The organism is Bernardetia sp. Wsw4-3y2 (assembly GCF_037126295.1).
Classification (GTDB): domain Bacteria; phylum Bacteroidota; class Bacteroidia; order Cytophagales; family Bernardetiaceae; genus Bernardetia.
In genome coordinates this window covers 656253-672646 of sequence record NZ_CP147017.1, presented here as the reverse complement: position 1 = coordinate 672646, position 16394 = coordinate 656253, and the positions used below count along the sequence as shown (strand labels likewise).

Annotated in this window: 16 protein-coding genes; 12 read left to right on the top strand and 4 right to left on the bottom strand. The window is 31.0% G+C overall.

Annotated features, from left to right (window positions below):
- Positions 1–68: 68 nt before the first annotated feature.
- On the bottom strand, positions 69–1307 hold the full coding sequence (locus tag V9L05_RS02650; protein WP_338814280.1) for a Glu/Leu/Phe/Val dehydrogenase dimerization domain-containing protein: 1239 nt from the start codon (positions 1305–1307) through the stop codon (positions 69–71).
- 255 nt (positions 1308–1562) lie between these two features.
- On the opposite strand from V9L05_RS02650, the gene V9L05_RS02645 reads away from it, so the two are divergent.
- The 4 genes from V9L05_RS02645 to V9L05_RS02630 all read left to right on the top strand — a co-directional run bounded on the left by V9L05_RS02645 (position 1563) and on the right by V9L05_RS02630 (position 5673).
- Entirely contained in the window at positions 1563–2474 is a 912-nt protein-coding gene (locus tag V9L05_RS02645; protein WP_338790466.1) for an FkbM family methyltransferase, read from the top strand.
- A gap of 342 nt (positions 2475–2816) precedes the next feature.
- Positions 2817–3593, top strand: a complete 777-nt coding sequence (sufC, locus tag V9L05_RS02640) for a Fe-S cluster assembly ATPase SufC (RefSeq protein WP_338790467.1) — start codon at positions 2817–2819, stop codon at positions 3591–3593.
- Positions 3594–3735: 142 nt separating this feature from the next.
- Entirely contained in the window at positions 3736–5082 is a 1347-nt protein-coding gene (sufD, locus tag V9L05_RS02635) for a Fe-S cluster assembly protein SufD (RefSeq protein WP_338814279.1), read from the top strand.
- Between the two features lie 342 nt (positions 5083–5424).
- Positions 5425–5673 carry a hypothetical protein gene (locus V9L05_RS02630; protein ID WP_338814278.1) on the top strand — a complete coding sequence of 83 codons (249 nt, stop codon included), beginning with the start codon at positions 5425–5427 and terminating at the stop codon, positions 5671–5673.
- Between the two features lie 152 nt (positions 5674–5825).
- Here V9L05_RS02630 and V9L05_RS02625 read toward each other — a convergent pair whose 3' ends face one another.
- Positions 5826–7247 carry a metallophosphoesterase gene (locus tag V9L05_RS02625; protein ID WP_338814277.1) on the bottom strand — a complete coding sequence of 474 codons (1422 nt, stop codon included), beginning with the start codon at positions 7245–7247 and terminating at the stop codon, positions 5826–5828.
- 200 nt (positions 7248–7447) lie between these two features.
- On the opposite strand from V9L05_RS02625, the gene V9L05_RS02620 reads away from it, so the two are divergent.
- The 8 genes from V9L05_RS02620 (at position 7448) to V9L05_RS02585 (ending at position 14848) form a co-directional block, all read left to right on the top strand.
- Positions 7448–8122, top strand: a complete 675-nt coding sequence (locus V9L05_RS02620) for a YceD family protein (RefSeq protein WP_338790471.1) — start codon at positions 7448–7450, stop codon at positions 8120–8122.
- Between the two features lie 177 nt (positions 8123–8299).
- Positions 8300–8512, top strand: a complete 213-nt coding sequence (gene rpmF, locus V9L05_RS02615; RefSeq protein WP_338790473.1) for a 50S ribosomal protein L32 — start codon at positions 8300–8302, stop codon at positions 8510–8512.
- Between the two features lie 126 nt (positions 8513–8638).
- Positions 8639–9541 (top strand): histone deacetylase, encoded by a 903-nt coding sequence (locus V9L05_RS02610; protein WP_338814276.1) that lies wholly within the window; start codon positions 8639–8641, stop codon positions 9539–9541.
- Between the two features lie 364 nt (positions 9542–9905).
- Positions 9906–10601 (top strand): CoA transferase subunit A, encoded by a 696-nt coding sequence (locus V9L05_RS02605; protein WP_338814275.1) that lies wholly within the window; start codon positions 9906–9908, stop codon positions 10599–10601.
- Between the two features lie 94 nt (positions 10602–10695).
- Complete coding sequence (locus V9L05_RS02600; protein WP_338815408.1) at positions 10696–11352, top strand: CoA transferase subunit B; 657 nt, start codon at positions 10696–10698, stop codon at positions 11350–11352.
- Between the two features lie 130 nt (positions 11353–11482).
- The gene (locus V9L05_RS02595) at positions 11483–12700 is read left to right on the top strand and encodes a leucine-rich repeat domain-containing protein (RefSeq protein ID WP_338814274.1); all 1218 of its coding nucleotides are present in this window, start codon (positions 11483–11485) and stop codon (positions 12698–12700) included.
- Positions 12701–12777: 77 nt separating this feature from the next.
- On the top strand, positions 12778–14289 hold the full coding sequence (locus V9L05_RS02590; RefSeq protein WP_338814273.1) for a GDSL-type esterase/lipase family protein: 1512 nt from the start codon (positions 12778–12780) through the stop codon (positions 14287–14289).
- A 181-nt stretch (positions 14290–14470) separates the two neighbouring features.
- The gene (locus tag V9L05_RS02585) at positions 14471–14848 is read left to right on the top strand and encodes a transposase (protein WP_338814272.1); all 378 of its coding nucleotides are present in this window, start codon (positions 14471–14473) and stop codon (positions 14846–14848) included.
- Positions 14849–14873: 25 nt separating this feature from the next.
- Here V9L05_RS02585 and V9L05_RS02580 read toward each other — a convergent pair whose 3' ends face one another.
- Together V9L05_RS02580 and V9L05_RS02575 are read right to left on the bottom strand one after the other, a co-directional pair.
- Positions 14874–15347 (bottom strand): hypothetical protein, encoded by a 474-nt coding sequence (locus V9L05_RS02580; protein WP_338814271.1) that lies wholly within the window; start codon positions 15345–15347, stop codon positions 14874–14876.
- A 557-nt stretch (positions 15348–15904) separates the two neighbouring features.
- Positions 15905–16360, bottom strand: a complete 456-nt coding sequence (locus tag V9L05_RS02575) for a GNAT family N-acetyltransferase (RefSeq protein WP_338814270.1) — start codon at positions 16358–16360, stop codon at positions 15905–15907.
- Between the last annotated feature and the right edge of the window lie 34 nt (positions 16361–16394).

The following is a 16394-nucleotide window of genomic DNA, read 5'->3' as shown; positions in this document are numbered from 1 at the left end:
AAAGGAGTAAATAATTCTACTTCATTTATAGACTTACGGCTATGGTGTTCCAACCAATAACATAATATTTAAACTAATTGCTCTAAGGCAATCTCAAAAGAAGTTTCTACTAATCCTGTCTTATTTTTGTTTCTTGAATGTGTTTTTTCAAGTGCATTTTTGATGATAGTTGAAGTATCTTCAAAGATTCCTTCATCAGACATATCTACATCATCGTTGCTCATAAGGTAAGCAAAAACACGAGCCATTCCACAGTTTGCAATAAAATCTGGAATAATTGCTACATTTTTATCAGCATATTCTAATGTTTTACCTAAGAAAATTTCTTTGTCAGCAAAAGGAACATTTGCACCACAAGAAACTACTTCCAAACCACCTTTTATCATTCTTTCAATTTGAGATTGTTGAACCAATCTTGATGCAGCAGCAGGAATAAATATTTCTACTCCAAAATCCCAAATTTTTTGTTCTGCTTCTTCGAAAGAAAACATATTTGTTGCGTTGAGCTGATTTCCGTTTTTATCTAAGAATAATTGCTTGATTTCTTCAAAAGAAAAACCTTCTTCTTTCAGAAGTGCGCCTTCTTTATCCAAAATACCAACAATTTTTACTCCTTTTTGAGCTAAATAAAAAGCTGCTGCACTTGCTACATTTCCCCAACCTTGAATGATTGCTCGTTTTCCTTTATAATCTGCTTCTCCTTTGCCCCAAATATCATAAAAATGAAAAACTCCACAAGCTACACCATAACCTGTTATCATATCAGCAACAGTGTATTTTCTTTGCAGAGAAGGTGTGTAATCTTCGTTTTCCAAAACTTTGACTACACCATAACGAAGTTGTCCGATACGGTTAATTTTTTGTGGTTCTGTTGGCTGAAAGTGTCCTGTAAAAACACCTTCTTGTGGATGCCAAATACCACAATCTTCTGTAATCGGAATTACTTCATGGATTTCATCGACATTCATATCACCACCTGTTCCATAATAATTTTTCAAAAGTGGTGCTACTGCTTTGTACCAACGATTCAACACTTCTTGCTTACGTGGGTCTTTTGGATCAAAATTGATTCCTGATTTTGCGCCACCAATAGCAGGTCCTGAAACACTAAATTTGATTTCCATGGTTTTGGCTAGTGACTCTACTTCACGCTTGTCTAATCCGACACGCATACGTGTTCCTCCACCTGCTGCACCTCCACGAAGTGAGTTAATGACTACCCAACCCACAGCTTCAGTGTGTTGATCGTGCCATTCAAAAACGATTTCTGGATTTTTGTTCTCAAATTTCTCTAGTAATTCTCTCATAAAATTTTGTGTGTTGTAAATTTAAAAAGGTCTTTTCTACTCTTTAGTATTAAATAGATTTTCAAAAATACGAATTTTAGTGGGAAAGAAAATATTAAAAAATATTTTGAGTTTAGCCACAATAATCTAAAAAAATAATAAGAAAGACCTATATTTGAAAAAATTAAGTATTAAAATTATTCTAATTACTTGTTCTGTTTGTTTATGTCTATAAAACAACTACTTCTTAAATATTTACCTTTTAAGATGCAAATCATGAAGCATTTTGCAACTTCTTATGATTTAAAAAACAATCATTTTCTAAGTCAGTTTTTGTCCAAACTTCATTATTATTACCCTCCTAAGATGCCTATAACTACTAATTTTGGTATCTCTCCTAACTTAAAATTAGTAGTTGAACCCTCATCTACAGTTAGTTCTGTATATTTATTTGGGACTCCAATGCAATATGATGGAGAAAGAGGTCCTCTTTATCTGTCTTTGTTATTAATGAACAATAAAAAATACTATTTAGATATAGGTTCTCACTATGGTTATTTTAGCTTCTTTTTGAGAACACATTTATCTGAAGATAAAATAATTCATTACTTTGAACCTAATGAATTGCTTTACTCATTCACAGAAAATGCCATTCAAAGTAATAATTTAAAAAATATTTATGGTCATAAGTTTGGAGTAGGAAAAGAATCTGGAGAAACCATATTTTATATCAATCATACTGATAGTTCTTGTTCTAGTTTAAATGATAATTACTCTGATAAACACCAGTTAGAACAGGTTAAGATAAACGTAATTTCACTAAATAATTTTGTTGAGCAAAGTGATATTAATGCATTTGACTGTGTCATCAAAATTGATGTGGAAAATGCTGAATACTTGATTGAAAAAGGAGCAACAAACGTATTCAAAAAAGTAGATTATCTAATTATGGAGGTATTAGGTCCTGCAATAAATGATAAGTTTATTTCACACATGGTAAATGAATATGGTTTTTATGCTTATTATATAAATGATTTTCAGTTAGAATACTGTCCTGATAAAGAGGAAAGTTATATCTATAGTTCTCCTCAATATAATTGGTTATTTACTAGGAGAAAACCAAATGAACTAAAACAAATCGTCAAAAATAGTCATTTTAGAATAAAGGATGATTATAATCAAAAATAACTTAAATATGAGTAATCATTTACTCTTGCAAATCTAGTGAGTATAGAATATTTTTCAATTCTTAATGCTACACAAGATCTTGTTATGATAAGTAAATTTGCAGATAATATTTTTATAAAAATGATATTTTGAAGAATTTTTTAAATTATGAATAACCATTAAACAATTTATTCACGCAAATTAAATCACAAAAATTGCTTTTGCTTCAATTCTTTACGAACTTTGCACCCAAATTCTAGTTAGTTTGTAATTAGTCTAAATAATTAATTTCTATTTAGAAAATACTTTAGACTTCCTTACTTTATAAATTAACGTTTTTCATAAAAAAGAAAATACTCAAAAATGCTCAATATAAACGACTTACAAGCTAGTATAGATACAGGAACTGGCGACAAAGAAATTCTTAAAGGACTTAATCTTGAAGTAAAAGCTGGCGAAGTTCATGCTATTATGGGACCAAACGGTTCAGGAAAAAGTACACTTGCTTCTGTTTTGGCAGGAAGAGAAGAATACGAAGTAACAGGGGGAAGTATCACATTTGAAGGAAAAGACCTTTTAGATCTTGCGCCAGAAGAGCGTGCAGGAGAGGGAATATTTTTAGCTTTTCAATATCCTATCGAAATCCCAGGAGTAAGCAATGCTACTTTTATGAAAACGGCTGTAAACGAAATTCGTAAATACAAAGGAAAAGAAGAATTAGACGCAGTTTCATTTTTGAAATTGATGAAATCAAAAGCTGCTGAAATGGAATTAGATTCTTCACTTTTGACAAGAGCTTTGAATGAAGGTTTTTCGGGTGGAGAGAAGAAAAAGAATGAGATTTTCCAAATGGCAATGTTAGAGCCAAAATTAGCTATCTTGGATGAAACAGATTCAGGACTTGATATTGATGCGCTTAAGATTGTTGCAAATGGCGTTAATCGTTTCAAAAATAAAGATAATGCAGTTATTGTAGTAACTCACTATCAACGACTTTTAGATTATATCGTTCCAGATTTTGTTCACGTTTTATATCAAGGTCGTATCGTAAAATCGGGTACAAAAGAACTCGCTTTAGAATTGGAAGCAAAGGGCTATGATTGGATAAAAGAAGAAGTTAATTCAGTTACCAGTAAGTAGTAATCAATTACCAGTATTCAGAATTTTACCTCGTTGATAGTTTCATTTGAACCTCAACGACGGTTTATTTAACAAACTTCAAATTTTCCTGCTGTTGTTGGTGTTTTAGCGAAGCGACACCAACAACAAAAAACCACCATTTATGACAACTACTTTAGACGATATAAAATCTACTTTTTTAGCTCCTTTTGAAGAGTTGGCTGAAAAAGTAAGTGAAAGTAACGAGACAGATAAATTTTCTGTAACCAAAAAGTCAGCTTTAGAAGCTATCAAAAACAATGCTTTTCCGACAACAAGAAACGAAGAATGGAAATTTACAGATATAAAATCCATTCTTTCTAATAAATTTGAATTACAAAGTGAAAATAGTTCTTTAAATTCTGATTTAGATTTGAATGAATTAAACTATTATTTGAATAGTAATAAAGATTTAGACTCTCATGTTCTTGTTTTTATTAATGGTCATTTTTCTGATAAACATTCTAATATAAAAGAAACTAAAGATAAAATTTCTATAAAATCGCTTTCAAATACTGAAACTTCTAGTTCTGCTTTTGAGAAATTTCTTGATAGGTTTCCAAGTACATTTGATAAGGATTCGGTTAGTATTTTTTCTGATATCAATGCAGCTTTTGCTACTGATGGTTATCTTATTGAAATTGCTAACAATCAAGAATTAGAGCTTCCTGTTTTTGTTTATTTTGTAAATGATGCAAGTCAGAAAAACATACTTTCACAGGTCAGAAATTATATTTCTGTGGGAGAAAATAGCCGTTGTACAGTTGTAGAAAACTATATTACAAAAGGCGAAAATCCAAATTTGACAAATGTTTTGACTTCTGTAAATGTAGAGAAATATGGAAATGTAAAGCATTACAAAATACAAGCAGACGCAAAAAGTCAGTTTCAAATAGGAAGCACACATGCAAAGCAAGCTGATAATAGTAGTTTTACGAACACCACAATTTCTTTGGCAGGAAAATTAATCCGTAATGATTTGAGAATTATTTCTGGAGAACATTGTGAGTCGTTTATGAATGGACTTTATTTGTTGAACGAAAAAACACACGTTGATAATCATACCGTTATTGACCACACAAGACCAAATTCGTACAGTAACGAAACTTACAAAGGCGTTTTGGATGGCAAATCAAGAGCTGTTTTTAACGGAAAAATATTTGTTCGTCAGGCTGCACAAAAAACAAATGCTTTTCAGTCTAATAAAAATGTTTTGCTTTCTGATGATGCTATTCTGAATACAAAACCACAACTTGAGATTTGGGCAGATGATGTAAAATGTTCGCATGGCGCAACAACTGGAAAACTAGATGAAGAGGCTTTATTTTATTTGCAAGCTAGAGGAATTCCAAAACAAAAAGCAAAATCATTATTATTACAAGCCTTTGCAGAAGAGGTTTTGAATAGTATCGAAATTGATGTTTTGAGAGAGTTTTTGGTTGGTGAAATTGAAAATCGTTTGAGCGTTTAATATATTTTAAACACAGAGTTCATACAGAACATGAAAAATAAAAATTCCTTTTTGAATATATTGTTTTGAGCAACTTATTTGAAAAGGAGTTTTTTATCATTAATTATAAAAAAAGAGGTAAAATAACAATTAGGACTTTCATAAAGTTAAATTCATAGGGAATAAAATTTGACTTTTTCTAATTGAACAGGGTTTCAACCCTATTTATTTCAGATTTTAATTATCAAAACAAATAAAATTTTGTCTGTAATACAGTTTGCGAAAATCCTAACAATGATAATCGGTATTTTAATTTTCTGTTTAGTATCTTATTTTTTGATTGATTGGCTCTATTTTCTCACCATGCGATCTCATTATAATGAAATTAGGAACAAAGTTATCGAACTTGGTTTTACTGTAACTAAAATAGAGAATAGAAAATTCAAAATCATGAGGGATAAAGAAAAGTACACTTTAAAACTAATTCCATCTAAGCATCTGAATTTAATTCTAACTTCTGAAGACGATGGAATAAGCATTACAATTGATTCTATGAATGAATTGGTAATACTCCTTTATCAGACAAATAAATCACAAATACCTTTTGAATAAATTGCTCAAAACAACATATTTAGAATTGAGCATTTGGTTAATTTAGAAAAAAGTCTCTCTCAACTAGACAACTAAAAAAAACAGCAGTACAAAAAGCCTAAGAATTACTTTAAAATTCTTAGGCTTTTTTTAAAACTAAAATTTTGTGTTTTCTAACTTCTCACACTAGAGCGCAAATAAGCGTGACGAATTTCTACCTCTTTTTCAATTACTTTACAAAAACTAGCAAAAGGTTCATGTTCATTGTCTATGAGTTTAGAGACTGTATTGAAAAACTCTGAATGTTCTTCGTTTTCATATTTAGCTTCTGCTACCGAAACTTCATATTTGCCTTCATTATACATGCGAAGTGATAGACAATCCAAATTATCATCTACTAGTACGACTGCACCACCATGAAAGCTTTGCTGTTCAACTGTATCAACAACCCAACCTCCATCATTGTATACTTTTACAGCTTGTGGAAATCCTCCAAATGTCATCATTTTTTCAAAAGGTTTGTGAGTATGTCCAAAAATAAAGCTCAAATAAGGAGGGATTTGTCCCATTTCATCTTTCATTTGTGATAACACAGGCTTTTCAATAAAATCGGTTAATCCTGCTTTTGTTTTGTCGTCTAATACTTTATGAGGCACTCCACGTTCAGAGTTTGCAATTTTTTCAAAGACTTCTCCCAAAATCCATTTTAATGCTCCTTCTGTTGCTATTTCTTTGATTTTGTTTTTCTGCCAACGTTCTGCAATACTTTCAGATAGATTATCAGTTAGCTTTCGGACTTCTTTTGGGTCTTGCATTTTGTTATAAATTGCTTCAATATCTTTTCCTACTTCTCCAGAACGACCCATTGTCGACCAAAAAAAATCTATCCAAGCAAAATTTTCAGCTTCGATATCCCACATATCTTGAGGACGCAAACGGTCAGGAAAAATCATTGTTTTTAGGTCTGACATAAGCGTATAAAGCGATTCTATATAATGCCCGTGTGAAAAAATTACGCCTTTACTTTTATTTTCATTGGTTACAATATAACTTGGATAGATAGTCGAAACACAAACACATGCCTCTTTCAAATGTGGTTGTCTGTGCATAATTCCATTCATAAAATAATCAGGAATGGGATTTGGGTTATACATTTTGGTAGTGTGCCAAGGAATAGGCAAATAACTATCTGGTGTTAACGTTTCAATATAATTAATATATTGGGTTTCTCTAGCTTTTTCCCACAAATGATGGTCATGATTTCCAGGTAGAAAATGCAATTCTGTATCAAAAACCCACTCTTCTTGAGCTTTATCAGCAGGAAAAATTAGTTTGATAAACTGTTCGAAAGCCATTGCTGTTTCATTTGTATTGGAAAGAGCAAGTTCCATTATATCTCCATTCAAAATGAGTTTTGGCTTTTTTGTACCCTTTGGATTGGTTTCAGAAATAATTTTATCCATACATTTTACCCATTCTGCAAGCGTTGGACTGGGTTTTTGTGGGTCAATTCGAAAGCTATTTGGATTGACATAAGTCATCAAACTTGAAGCAGCACCTAAATGTAGGTCAGAAACACAAACATAATTTATCATTGTAATAAGGTAGTTAAGTAATTGAATGCTAATTTTATTTTCCTTGTAAAATCCAAAAATAAAATGAGTTTTGCAAGATTTTGAGTGAAGTCATTTCTTATAGATTTTTTTTCGATAAAAATTAGATTTTTAATGAAAAAATACTTGTTTTTTGATAGAAAGCCGTATCTTTGTGGTCTTAATCAAAAAGTTAAAATCAAGTGAAAGACTTACGCACTTTCGAAATTGACATTATTGCGCTCAAATTAGGTTCGCATTCTTTTACATTCAAATTAGACAATGAATTCTTTGCTTATGTCAAGGAGCATCTAAATGGATTTATTGAAAAAGGAGATTGTAATGCAGAAGTCATTCTCGAAAAAAACGAACAACTTATTCGTGCTACTTTAATTATTGACGGTACTGTAGAGCTGGTCTGTGACCGTTCTTTAGACGAGTTTGATTATGAAGTAGATGTCGAAGATACAATTCTCTATAAATATAGTGAGGAAGAGCGAGAACTTACTGAAGAGATTGTTTTGATAACTCGTAGAACACCAAGCATTAATGTAGGTGAGCTTTTGTATGAGTTTTTGATGTTGGATATTCCAATGAAGAAGTTGCACCCTCGTTTTTGGGAGGAAGAAGATGGATATTCGGATGATGATTCAGATGAATATACAGAAAGTGGAGATTTGGATAATTTGGATGACGAAGAGTCAGACAAAAAAGCAAAAAAAATCAATTTCATTTACTCTTCTGAAACAGATAAAAAATCAGAGGACAAATCAGGAGATAAAAAGGATAGTAAGAATAAAACTACACCTTCTTCTGAAGACGAAAAAATAGACCCACGTTGGAGTATTTTGAAAAACTTAAAGAATAATCAAAATTAGATTTTTGATGTTTTTCAAGATATAGAAACAGGTCTTTAAAAATATTGTTGAACCTTAAATAGAAAGATATAGATGAGAAAAAAAGTGAAAATAGAGAGAAAACTAGCTTTTAATTCTGTTTTTACACAAAAAATTTTCATCTTTGCAGTCTTTCTTTAAAAATTTAGTAAAAATCTTATGGCACATCCTAAAAGTCGAATTTCTACAACACGCCGTGATAAGCGTCGTACGCACCACAAATGTGAGGCTAAATCAATCTCTATTTGTCCAACTACAGGCGAGGCGCATTTGATGCACCGTGCTTATTATCACGAAGGTAATCTTTATCTTAAAGGTAAAATGATTGCAGAATTTGCAAAAGAAGTAGTAGTAGATGAAGACGAAGATTAATATCTAGTCCTTATTTTATTATCTCAAGAAGCTAACCTTATTTTTTATTGAAACAAAACAATAGAAAATAAGGTTTTTTTGTGGATTCTAGTTTTTTAAAATTACTTACCATTTCTTTAAATTAAAATGCTCAAAATTGCTTTTGCTCCTATTTATGCACATCCATTACCTCAAAGTCATCGTTTTCCAATGGAAAAGTATAATTTGTTACCCAAACTACTTCTTGAGGAAGGAACTATAATCCAAGAAAATTTTTTTGAAGCAATCCCTATTTCAGAAGAAAAAATTCTCAGAGCACATACTTTAGAGTATTGGAACAAATTAAAAAATGTTTCTATAACACGAAAAGAAGAACGATTGATTGGTTTTCCAATCTCTAAAAGGCTAATCAGGAGAGAAATTACAATTGCAGGAGGAACAATCCAAAATACAGAATTTGCCTTGAAATATGGTATTAGTATGAACATTGCAGGAGGAACACATCATTCTTTTACCGAACATGGAGAAGGTTTTTGTCTTCTAAATGATATTGCCTTAGGGGCATATCATTTGATGGACGAGCATAATTTTGATAAAATTTTGGTGGTAGATTTGGATGTGCATCAAGGAAATGGAACAGCAGAAATTTTTGAGAATGAAAAACGAGTTTTTACTTTTAGTATGCATGGTGCAAAAAATTATCCTTACAAAAAAGAAAAATCAGACTTAGATATTGAGCTAGAAGATGGGACAGATGATAAAACCTATTTAAAAATTTTAAAAGAAATTTTACCCAAACTTATCGAAGAACAAGAACCTCAATTTATATTTTTTCAATCAGGTGTAGATATACTTGAAACTGATAAATTAGGGCGTTTGGGAATGACTTTGAAAGGCTGCCGAGAACGAGATTTGTTTGTTTTTGAGCAGTGTAAAAAGAACACTATTCCTGTTTGTGTCAGTATGGGAGGAGGATATTCACCAAATATTACTGATATTGTAGAAGCTCATGCAAATACATATAGATTGGCTCAAGAAATTTATTTTTAACAAAGTAGAGCTTTCAAAAAGCTATTCGCTTAGGAACAATTACGAATTAAAAATTACGAATTGTGAATTTAATGCATTGATTTTCAGTAAGTTATTTGTTGTAAAATAGTTGTTTATTTAATTTCTATTAGTTATCAAATTTTATGTCGTTATTTCTTTGGTATACTATATCTGACCGATTTATCAATTCTAAATCTCAATAAGTTTGAATACAGGATTTAGTTTTGTGCTAATTTTCTACTAAAACAAAATGAAACAATTTTATTTTGAAAACTGCTCTTATTTTTCAAACTTTGGATAAAATATAATCTTTTTACTCAGATTATAAAAAAGTTACAAACAAACACGTAAATAAACATTAAAAATGAATAAAGTCTATCCCAACGCAGAGGCTGCCCTTGAAGGCATTGAAGACAACATGACACTTATGTTAGGTGGTTTTGGTCTTTGTGGAATTCCTGAAAATTCTATTACTGCCCTTGTTAAAAGTGGCGTAAAAGGTCTTACTTGTATCTCAAATAATGCAGGTGTAGATGATTTTGGTATTGGACTTATGCTCCAAAAACGCCAAGTAAAGAAAATGATTTCTTCGTATGTAGGAGAAAATGCCGAATTTGAAAGACAACTTCTATCAGGCGAATTAGAAGTAGATTTAATCCCACAAGGAACTCTAGCCGAAAGATGCCGAGCTGGTGGCGCAGGAATTCCTGCATTTTTTACGCCAGCAGGATTTGGAACAGAAGTAGCCGAAGGCAAAGAAACTAGAGAATACAATGGTAAAATGTATGTTTTGGAGGAAGCTCTTTATGCAGATTTTGCTTTTGTAAAAGCGTGGAAAGGTGACAAGCAAGGAAACCTTATTTTCAAAGGAACAGCCAGAAATTTTAATCCAATGATGGCAATGGCTGGAAAAATTACGGTTGTAGAAGTAGAAGAATTGGTAGAAAATGGAGAATTAGACCCTAATTTTATCCATATCCCAGGAATTTTTGTACAACGCATTTTTGAAGGAAAGAATTATGAAAAACGTATTGAAAAGCGTACAGTTAATGAAAAATGATGAATTGAGAATGGTAAATTATGAAAGAATTACTATTCTAGTATCATTTATAAATTAGTTTCTCAATTATCAATTTTCAACTATCAATTAAAATATTATGTTAGATAAATTTGGAATCGCAAAACGCATTGCACAAGAGTTGCAAGATGGTTTTTATGTCAATTTAGGAATCGGAATTCCTACTCTAGTTTCTAATTATGTACCAGAAGGAATTGATGTAGTTCTTCAATCTGAAAATGGGCTTTTAGGAATGGGACCTTATCCAACTGAAGAAAATGTCGATGCAGACCTTATCAATGCAGGAAAAGAAACGGTTACAACACTTGCAGGTTCTTCAATTTTTGATTCTTCTATGAGCTTTGCCATGATTCGTGGTGGACATGTCGATTTGACTGTTTTGGGAGCTATGGAAGTTTCTGAAAATGGAGATATTGCCAACTGGAAAATTCCTAAAGTAATGGTAAAAGGAATGGGGGGTGCAATGGATTTGGTAGCTTCTGCTCAAAATATCATTGTTGCTATGATGCACACCAACAAAAAAGGAGAATCAAAAATCTTGAAAAAATGTAGCTTGCCTATTACAGGATTAAATTGTGTCAAAAAAATTGTTACTAATTTGGCTGTGTTAGATGTTACAGAGGAAGGGTTTGTTTTGCGTGAGCGTGCGCCAGGTGTAAGTGTAGAAGAAATTAAGGCTGCAACAGAAGGGAAGTTGATTATTCTTGATAATGTGCCTGAAATGAAGATATAGGTTGTTATTATTGACATTTCATCAATAAAAATAATATGGTCAGTTTTTTTCTATTATTTTTGTAAATAATTTGGAGAAAAACTGACTTTTTTTGATAGTTTTATTTACAATAATATTTTATTTTTTTTCTATGAAAAATATTTTCATACTACTTATTCTCATTTCATTTTTATTGCAATCTTGTGATACAAATAATTCTACCCAAAATGAAAGTCAGTTGATCGCAAACATTACTGACAATGAAGATACTATAAAGGATGAAGATACTACCAACCTTTCAAGTACAGAAAAAGCAATAAAAAAAAATAAAGCTTTAGACAAAAGGCTAATTCCTCCTACCTTTGAGAGCAAACTACCTTGGCATCCAGCAGGAGAAAGGCATAATTATTCTATGCCTGATTTTAATAGAATATTTATCAATCCTTACCTAAAGTTTGTAGAATTTACCTTTTCTATTTCAGAAGCAGTAGAGGATTCTCTCAGCACGAAAAATCTATTTCTTAAAGAGAAAGGAACAACAAAATTACCAGATGATATTATAAAACTCAAAAATCTTGAAAGATTAACTGTTGTGGGAGCTAATTTTTCTGATTTTAGTAAGGATATTGAAAAATTAGCACAGCTTCCAAATTTAAAAGCATTGAGCTTAAAGAGTTGTAATATAACTTCACTTCCTTCCAATATTAATTTACTACAACAAGTAGAAGCGATTGGCTTAAACTTCAATAATATAAGAGTTTTGCCTAACGAAATATGTGAACTCAAAAATTTAGTTTATATAAGTTTACTCAATAATCCTTTATACAAACTGCCTGATAATATAGGAAATTTAAAAAACTTAGAAGTTCTTGAAGTTGGGGGAACAAAAATAAGTACCTTTCCAGAATCTATAGGTGATTGTGATAGGTTATTACACATCACAGCAAATGCATGTAGATTAGAAAAACTACCTGAGTCATTTGGAGATATGGAAAACCTAATGGATTTCAATTTTGGTTATAACAAAATAAAAGAATTACCTAATACTTTCGTGAATTTGCCACGTCTTAGAATTGCTGACTTAGGAGGCAATAAACTAAAATCGCTCCCTGAAAATTTTGCTAAATTAGAAAATCTAATTACTTGTAATTTAAATGATAATCTATTTACAGAATTTCCTATGCAGCTTTTGGAGCTTAAAAATCTTTTGGGAATGAGTTTTAATAAAAATCAAATTAAATATATTCCTTTGCAAGTAACTGAAATGAAATATATGGATCAAATAATTTTTGATTCTGTGGATATTCGTCAGAGTAATTTAGATAGTATTGCTGTTTTGAATCCAAACATAAGATTGTGGAAACATTAATATAATTTGATAAATCAAATTACTACATTTGCTATACGAACATATATTTCTGATAAGTTTAAAAGAAAGAAAACTCAATGAAACAAAAATCAGTAGAACCCTTACGCCCTCTTGTACTTCTTTTTTATATTACTTGCATTTCACTCGTAATAATGGTGCTTTCGCCTGTCGAAATTCCTATGAGTGAGAGTTTTACAATGAATATTTTTACGCTTGATGATTTAAGTCCACTTCCTGATACAACTAAAAAAGAACTTGATTTTATTGCAGATATTCAGAGTAAAGTAGAAAATGCAGAAACTGTTCTTGTCGATACATTAGATTTTTCAGATGAAGATTCATTAAATTATGTCCAAGTAGAAGATACTGTTTTGCAAGAAGAGCGTTATGAGCCAGTTGTTCCTGCTCGTCAGGCAATAGAATTTCCACCCAATAATCCTGATGCACTAAATGCTTTTTTTGCTTCTTTGCAATCTCTTTCTAAAAAGCCTAATCTGATTCGAATTCTTCATTATGGAGATTCACAGATTGAAGGTGACCGTATTAGTTCCTATTTAAGAGAACGTTTTCAACATCGTTTTGGAGGTTGTGGTGTGGGACTTGTTCCTGTGTATGTTCGTGGAAATGTACGTGCTACACTTTTTACTAGTTATTCTCCCAATTGGACAAAATATGCTTATATAGACCAAAAGAAAAATCCTCGTCATAATAAATTAGGACTTCTGACAGAATACGACCGTTTTACAAATCCTACTGCTCATGAAGATTCTCTGCATTCAGAAATGAAACACGCTTGGGTTCGTTTTACTGATCCAAAACTAGGACACAAAAAAGCAACAACTATTGAAAATGTAAAATTTATTTATCGTTCTCCTTCTGCACCTTTGGCTTTTCAACTCAACTTGAATGGAGATGAAGTAATTGATAAATTAGACCTTCCAACAAATGAAAATTTGGCTATTCATAAAGTTCCTTTAAAAACTAATTTTAATAAAATACAGGTTCATTTGGGAAGTAAAGGAAATCCTGAAATTTTGGGAGTTGCTTTTGATTGTAATACAGGGGTTGCTTTGGATAATGTTTCTATTCGTGGAAGTTCGGGCTTTGAGATTCCTCGCATGAATCGTGATTTTATGAAGCAACAAGTAGAAGCTCTTCAAGTAAAGTTGATTGTTGTACAGTTTGGTGTCAACATTAGTGGAGAAGGGAATTATAGTTTGTCGTATTATGAAAGAATGTTTTATCGTCAGTATAATTATTTAAAATCTTTGCATCCTGATGCTTGTGTTTTGGTGGTAAGTGTTTCGGATAGGGCCAGAAAAAAAGGAACTCATTTTGAATCATATCCAAGTGTAGAAGTAATCAGACAAGCTCAAAAGAATGCAGCTATGAAAGCAGGATGTGCATTTTGGGATTTGCGTGATGCTATGGGAGGGCAAAATTCGATGAGTTCTTGGGTAAATAATAAACCTTCATTAGCTCAAAGTGATTATACACATTTTAATGCAAGAGGCGCAAAACTAGTAGGCGAAATGCTTTACAATGCTCTCAATAATGCCTATGATGATTATAAAAAGCAAGTTCAGTAAAAAGTAGGAACAAATCGTATTGCGAAACAAAAAACATTTCATAGATTCCTATTTTTTGAGTTTGATAATTGACTGAATCTACTTTTCAATATCCTTCTGTTCCTCTAAAAGTAGGAATTCTAATTTCTAATTTCATATTTTAACCGTAAACGAGGCTTGAAACCGTCGTTTAGGAGAGGTAATGGCTTTTGAAATTACAGCAGCAAATAAGGCTGATAATAACCACAATCTACTCAAAAATTTATTAAAAAATTTGAAAGGAAATTGCTTTGGTGATAAAGGGTATTTGACAAAACTTTGGGAACAACTCTATGAAAAGGGAATTAAAATGATAACTAAAACAAAAAAAAATATGAAGAATCAACTCATCACATTGAAAGAAAAATACACACTTAGAAAAAGAGCCATTATTGAATCTGTAAATGATATTTTAATTTCCGTTTTTGACGTAGAACATTCTAGACATAGGAAGCCTATAAACGCATTTACGCATATGGCAGCTACAATAGTAGCTTATCATTTCTACCCAGAAAAACCTAGAATATTTGTACCTAAATAATACCGAGTTCACGTTAAATAACAAATCACTCTCTATCCTTCAAATATTTAAGCAAATCCACCAAATGCTGTTCAGCATGACTACGCATAAATAATTCAAAATACCATAAAGCTTCCTCTACATTTGTATTTTCAAAATACCATTTTACTTTCAACATATCTATAATTATATCTTTCAAATCATCAATGGCATCTCCTATTGCTAGATTACTTTCTTTCCATGTTTCATTTATTTCTATCGTAGTGCTATACCAACCCAAATTTGGAAAGTTACTCTCTACAATTTCTCTTGTTTCTTTGTAATCAAAATTAGGTGGTTCAATTTCATTATCATCTTTATCATCTTCTTCCAGTTGAGAAGAATTACTATTTAGATAATGAGCATAAATTTCTACCAATAATTTTTTGAGTTCAAGAATTTTATCTTCACATTCTACTTTTGGATTTGTTCCAAATTCTGTAAGTCTATTGATTAAATTTGTAAGGTTATTTAGATTCATTTTTGTAAAAACTAAATTGGTAGAAAAAAAATAAATAAAGGAAAATGGAAAGGCTTCAAATCACAATACGAACAAGCGCATTATTTGTATTTGGCTGACTACCTTTCAGGAATAAAGGGATAACTAAATATACCTATTTTCGTATCTAATAATTTTACAGTTGTGCCAAAATTCAATAAAACAAGTCAAGAAAATGAAAGAGTTATTTAGATATATATACAAGAATAAAGTTGTTTCTGTACTCTTTAAGTTATTTGTTGTAGTTTTTTTATTGTATGCAATTTGTGTAATCTTATTATATACGATAGGAAATCAAATTCCAGATATATTATGTGTAGGATTACTGTATATTGGATTTTACTCTTCTTTCGCAGTTGCAGGTTTTCTACTATTACTAATTATAGCTGTAATTTTCAGAATAGTTCGATATAAAATAGTTAAAAAACCGTGTGGTGGATTGCCTGAACATAGAATGTTAGATATTGAATAATTTTCATAAAAACTTTGTCAGTAGTTTTTCGGTAATCCGAAATAACTCTGACAATAGTTTAAAAACACTACAATTCATACGAAAAATGAATTACATCAGCAGCTTTTCCACCTGTCTTTTTATAAAAATCAATGGCATGTTCATCTTCCAAATCTGCTTGTACAAAAAGTTCTTTATAGCCTAAATTTTTAGAATATTCTTTCAGGTTTTCCATTAACTTCGTTCCAATTCCTTTTCGTTGAAAATTTAGATGCACGCCCAAATCGTATAGATACATTTCAGAACTAGCATAATAAACTGAAGGCAAAATATAACCTCTCAATCCTCCAATTACTTTTTTAGTTTTATGTTCTTCTAACATAACTACCCAAAAAATCATACTTTCATTGTCTAAAAGACTTTGTAAATGTGTATCATTTGGTAAAACAAAATCTTCCATTTCAAATACGACTTCAAAAATTTGGATGAGTTCTTTCAGTAAAGGTAAATCTTGATTTGTGAGTTTTTGATAATTGATGCTCATAGAATTTGTATTTTTTTAGAATTGTAAACTGATT

Excerpts from the sequence above, each read along its gene's own strand:
- V9L05_RS02650 (WP_338814280.1), bottom strand. The coding sequence starts at position 1,307 with ATGAGAGAATTACTAGAGAAATTTGAGAACAAAAATCCAGAAATCGTT.
- V9L05_RS02645 (WP_338790466.1), top strand. The coding sequence starts at position 1,563 with ATGAAGCATTTTGCAACTTCTTATGATTTAAAAAACAATCATTTTCTA.
- sufC (WP_338790467.1), top strand. The coding sequence starts at position 2,817 with ATGCTCAATATAAACGACTTACAAGCTAGTATAGATACAGGAACTGGC.
- sufD (WP_338814279.1), top strand. The coding sequence starts at position 3,736 with ATGACAACTACTTTAGACGATATAAAATCTACTTTTTTAGCTCCTTTT.
- V9L05_RS02630 (WP_338814278.1), top strand. The coding sequence starts at position 5,425 with ATGCGATCTCATTATAATGAAATTAGGAACAAAGTTATCGAACTTGGT.
- V9L05_RS02625 (WP_338814277.1), bottom strand. The coding sequence starts at position 7,247 with ATGATAAATTATGTTTGTGTTTCTGACCTACATTTAGGTGCTGCTTCA.
- rpmF (WP_338790473.1), top strand. The coding sequence starts at position 8,300 with ATGGCACATCCTAAAAGTCGAATTTCTACAACACGCCGTGATAAGCGT.
- V9L05_RS02610 (WP_338814276.1), top strand. The coding sequence starts at position 8,639 with ATGCTCAAAATTGCTTTTGCTCCTATTTATGCACATCCATTACCTCAA.
- V9L05_RS02605 (WP_338814275.1), top strand. The coding sequence starts at position 9,906 with ATGAATAAAGTCTATCCCAACGCAGAGGCTGCCCTTGAAGGCATTGAA.
- V9L05_RS02595 (WP_338814274.1), top strand. The coding sequence starts at position 11,483 with ATGAAAAATATTTTCATACTACTTATTCTCATTTCATTTTTATTGCAA.
- V9L05_RS02590 (WP_338814273.1), top strand. The coding sequence starts at position 12,778 with ATGAAACAAAAATCAGTAGAACCCTTACGCCCTCTTGTACTTCTTTTT.
- V9L05_RS02585 (WP_338814272.1), top strand. The coding sequence starts at position 14,471 with ATGGCTTTTGAAATTACAGCAGCAAATAAGGCTGATAATAACCACAAT.
- V9L05_RS02580 (WP_338814271.1), bottom strand. The coding sequence starts at position 15,347 with ATGAATCTAAATAACCTTACAAATTTAATCAATAGACTTACAGAATTT.
- V9L05_RS02575 (WP_338814270.1), bottom strand. The coding sequence starts at position 16,360 with ATGAGCATCAATTATCAAAAACTCACAAATCAAGATTTACCTTTACTG.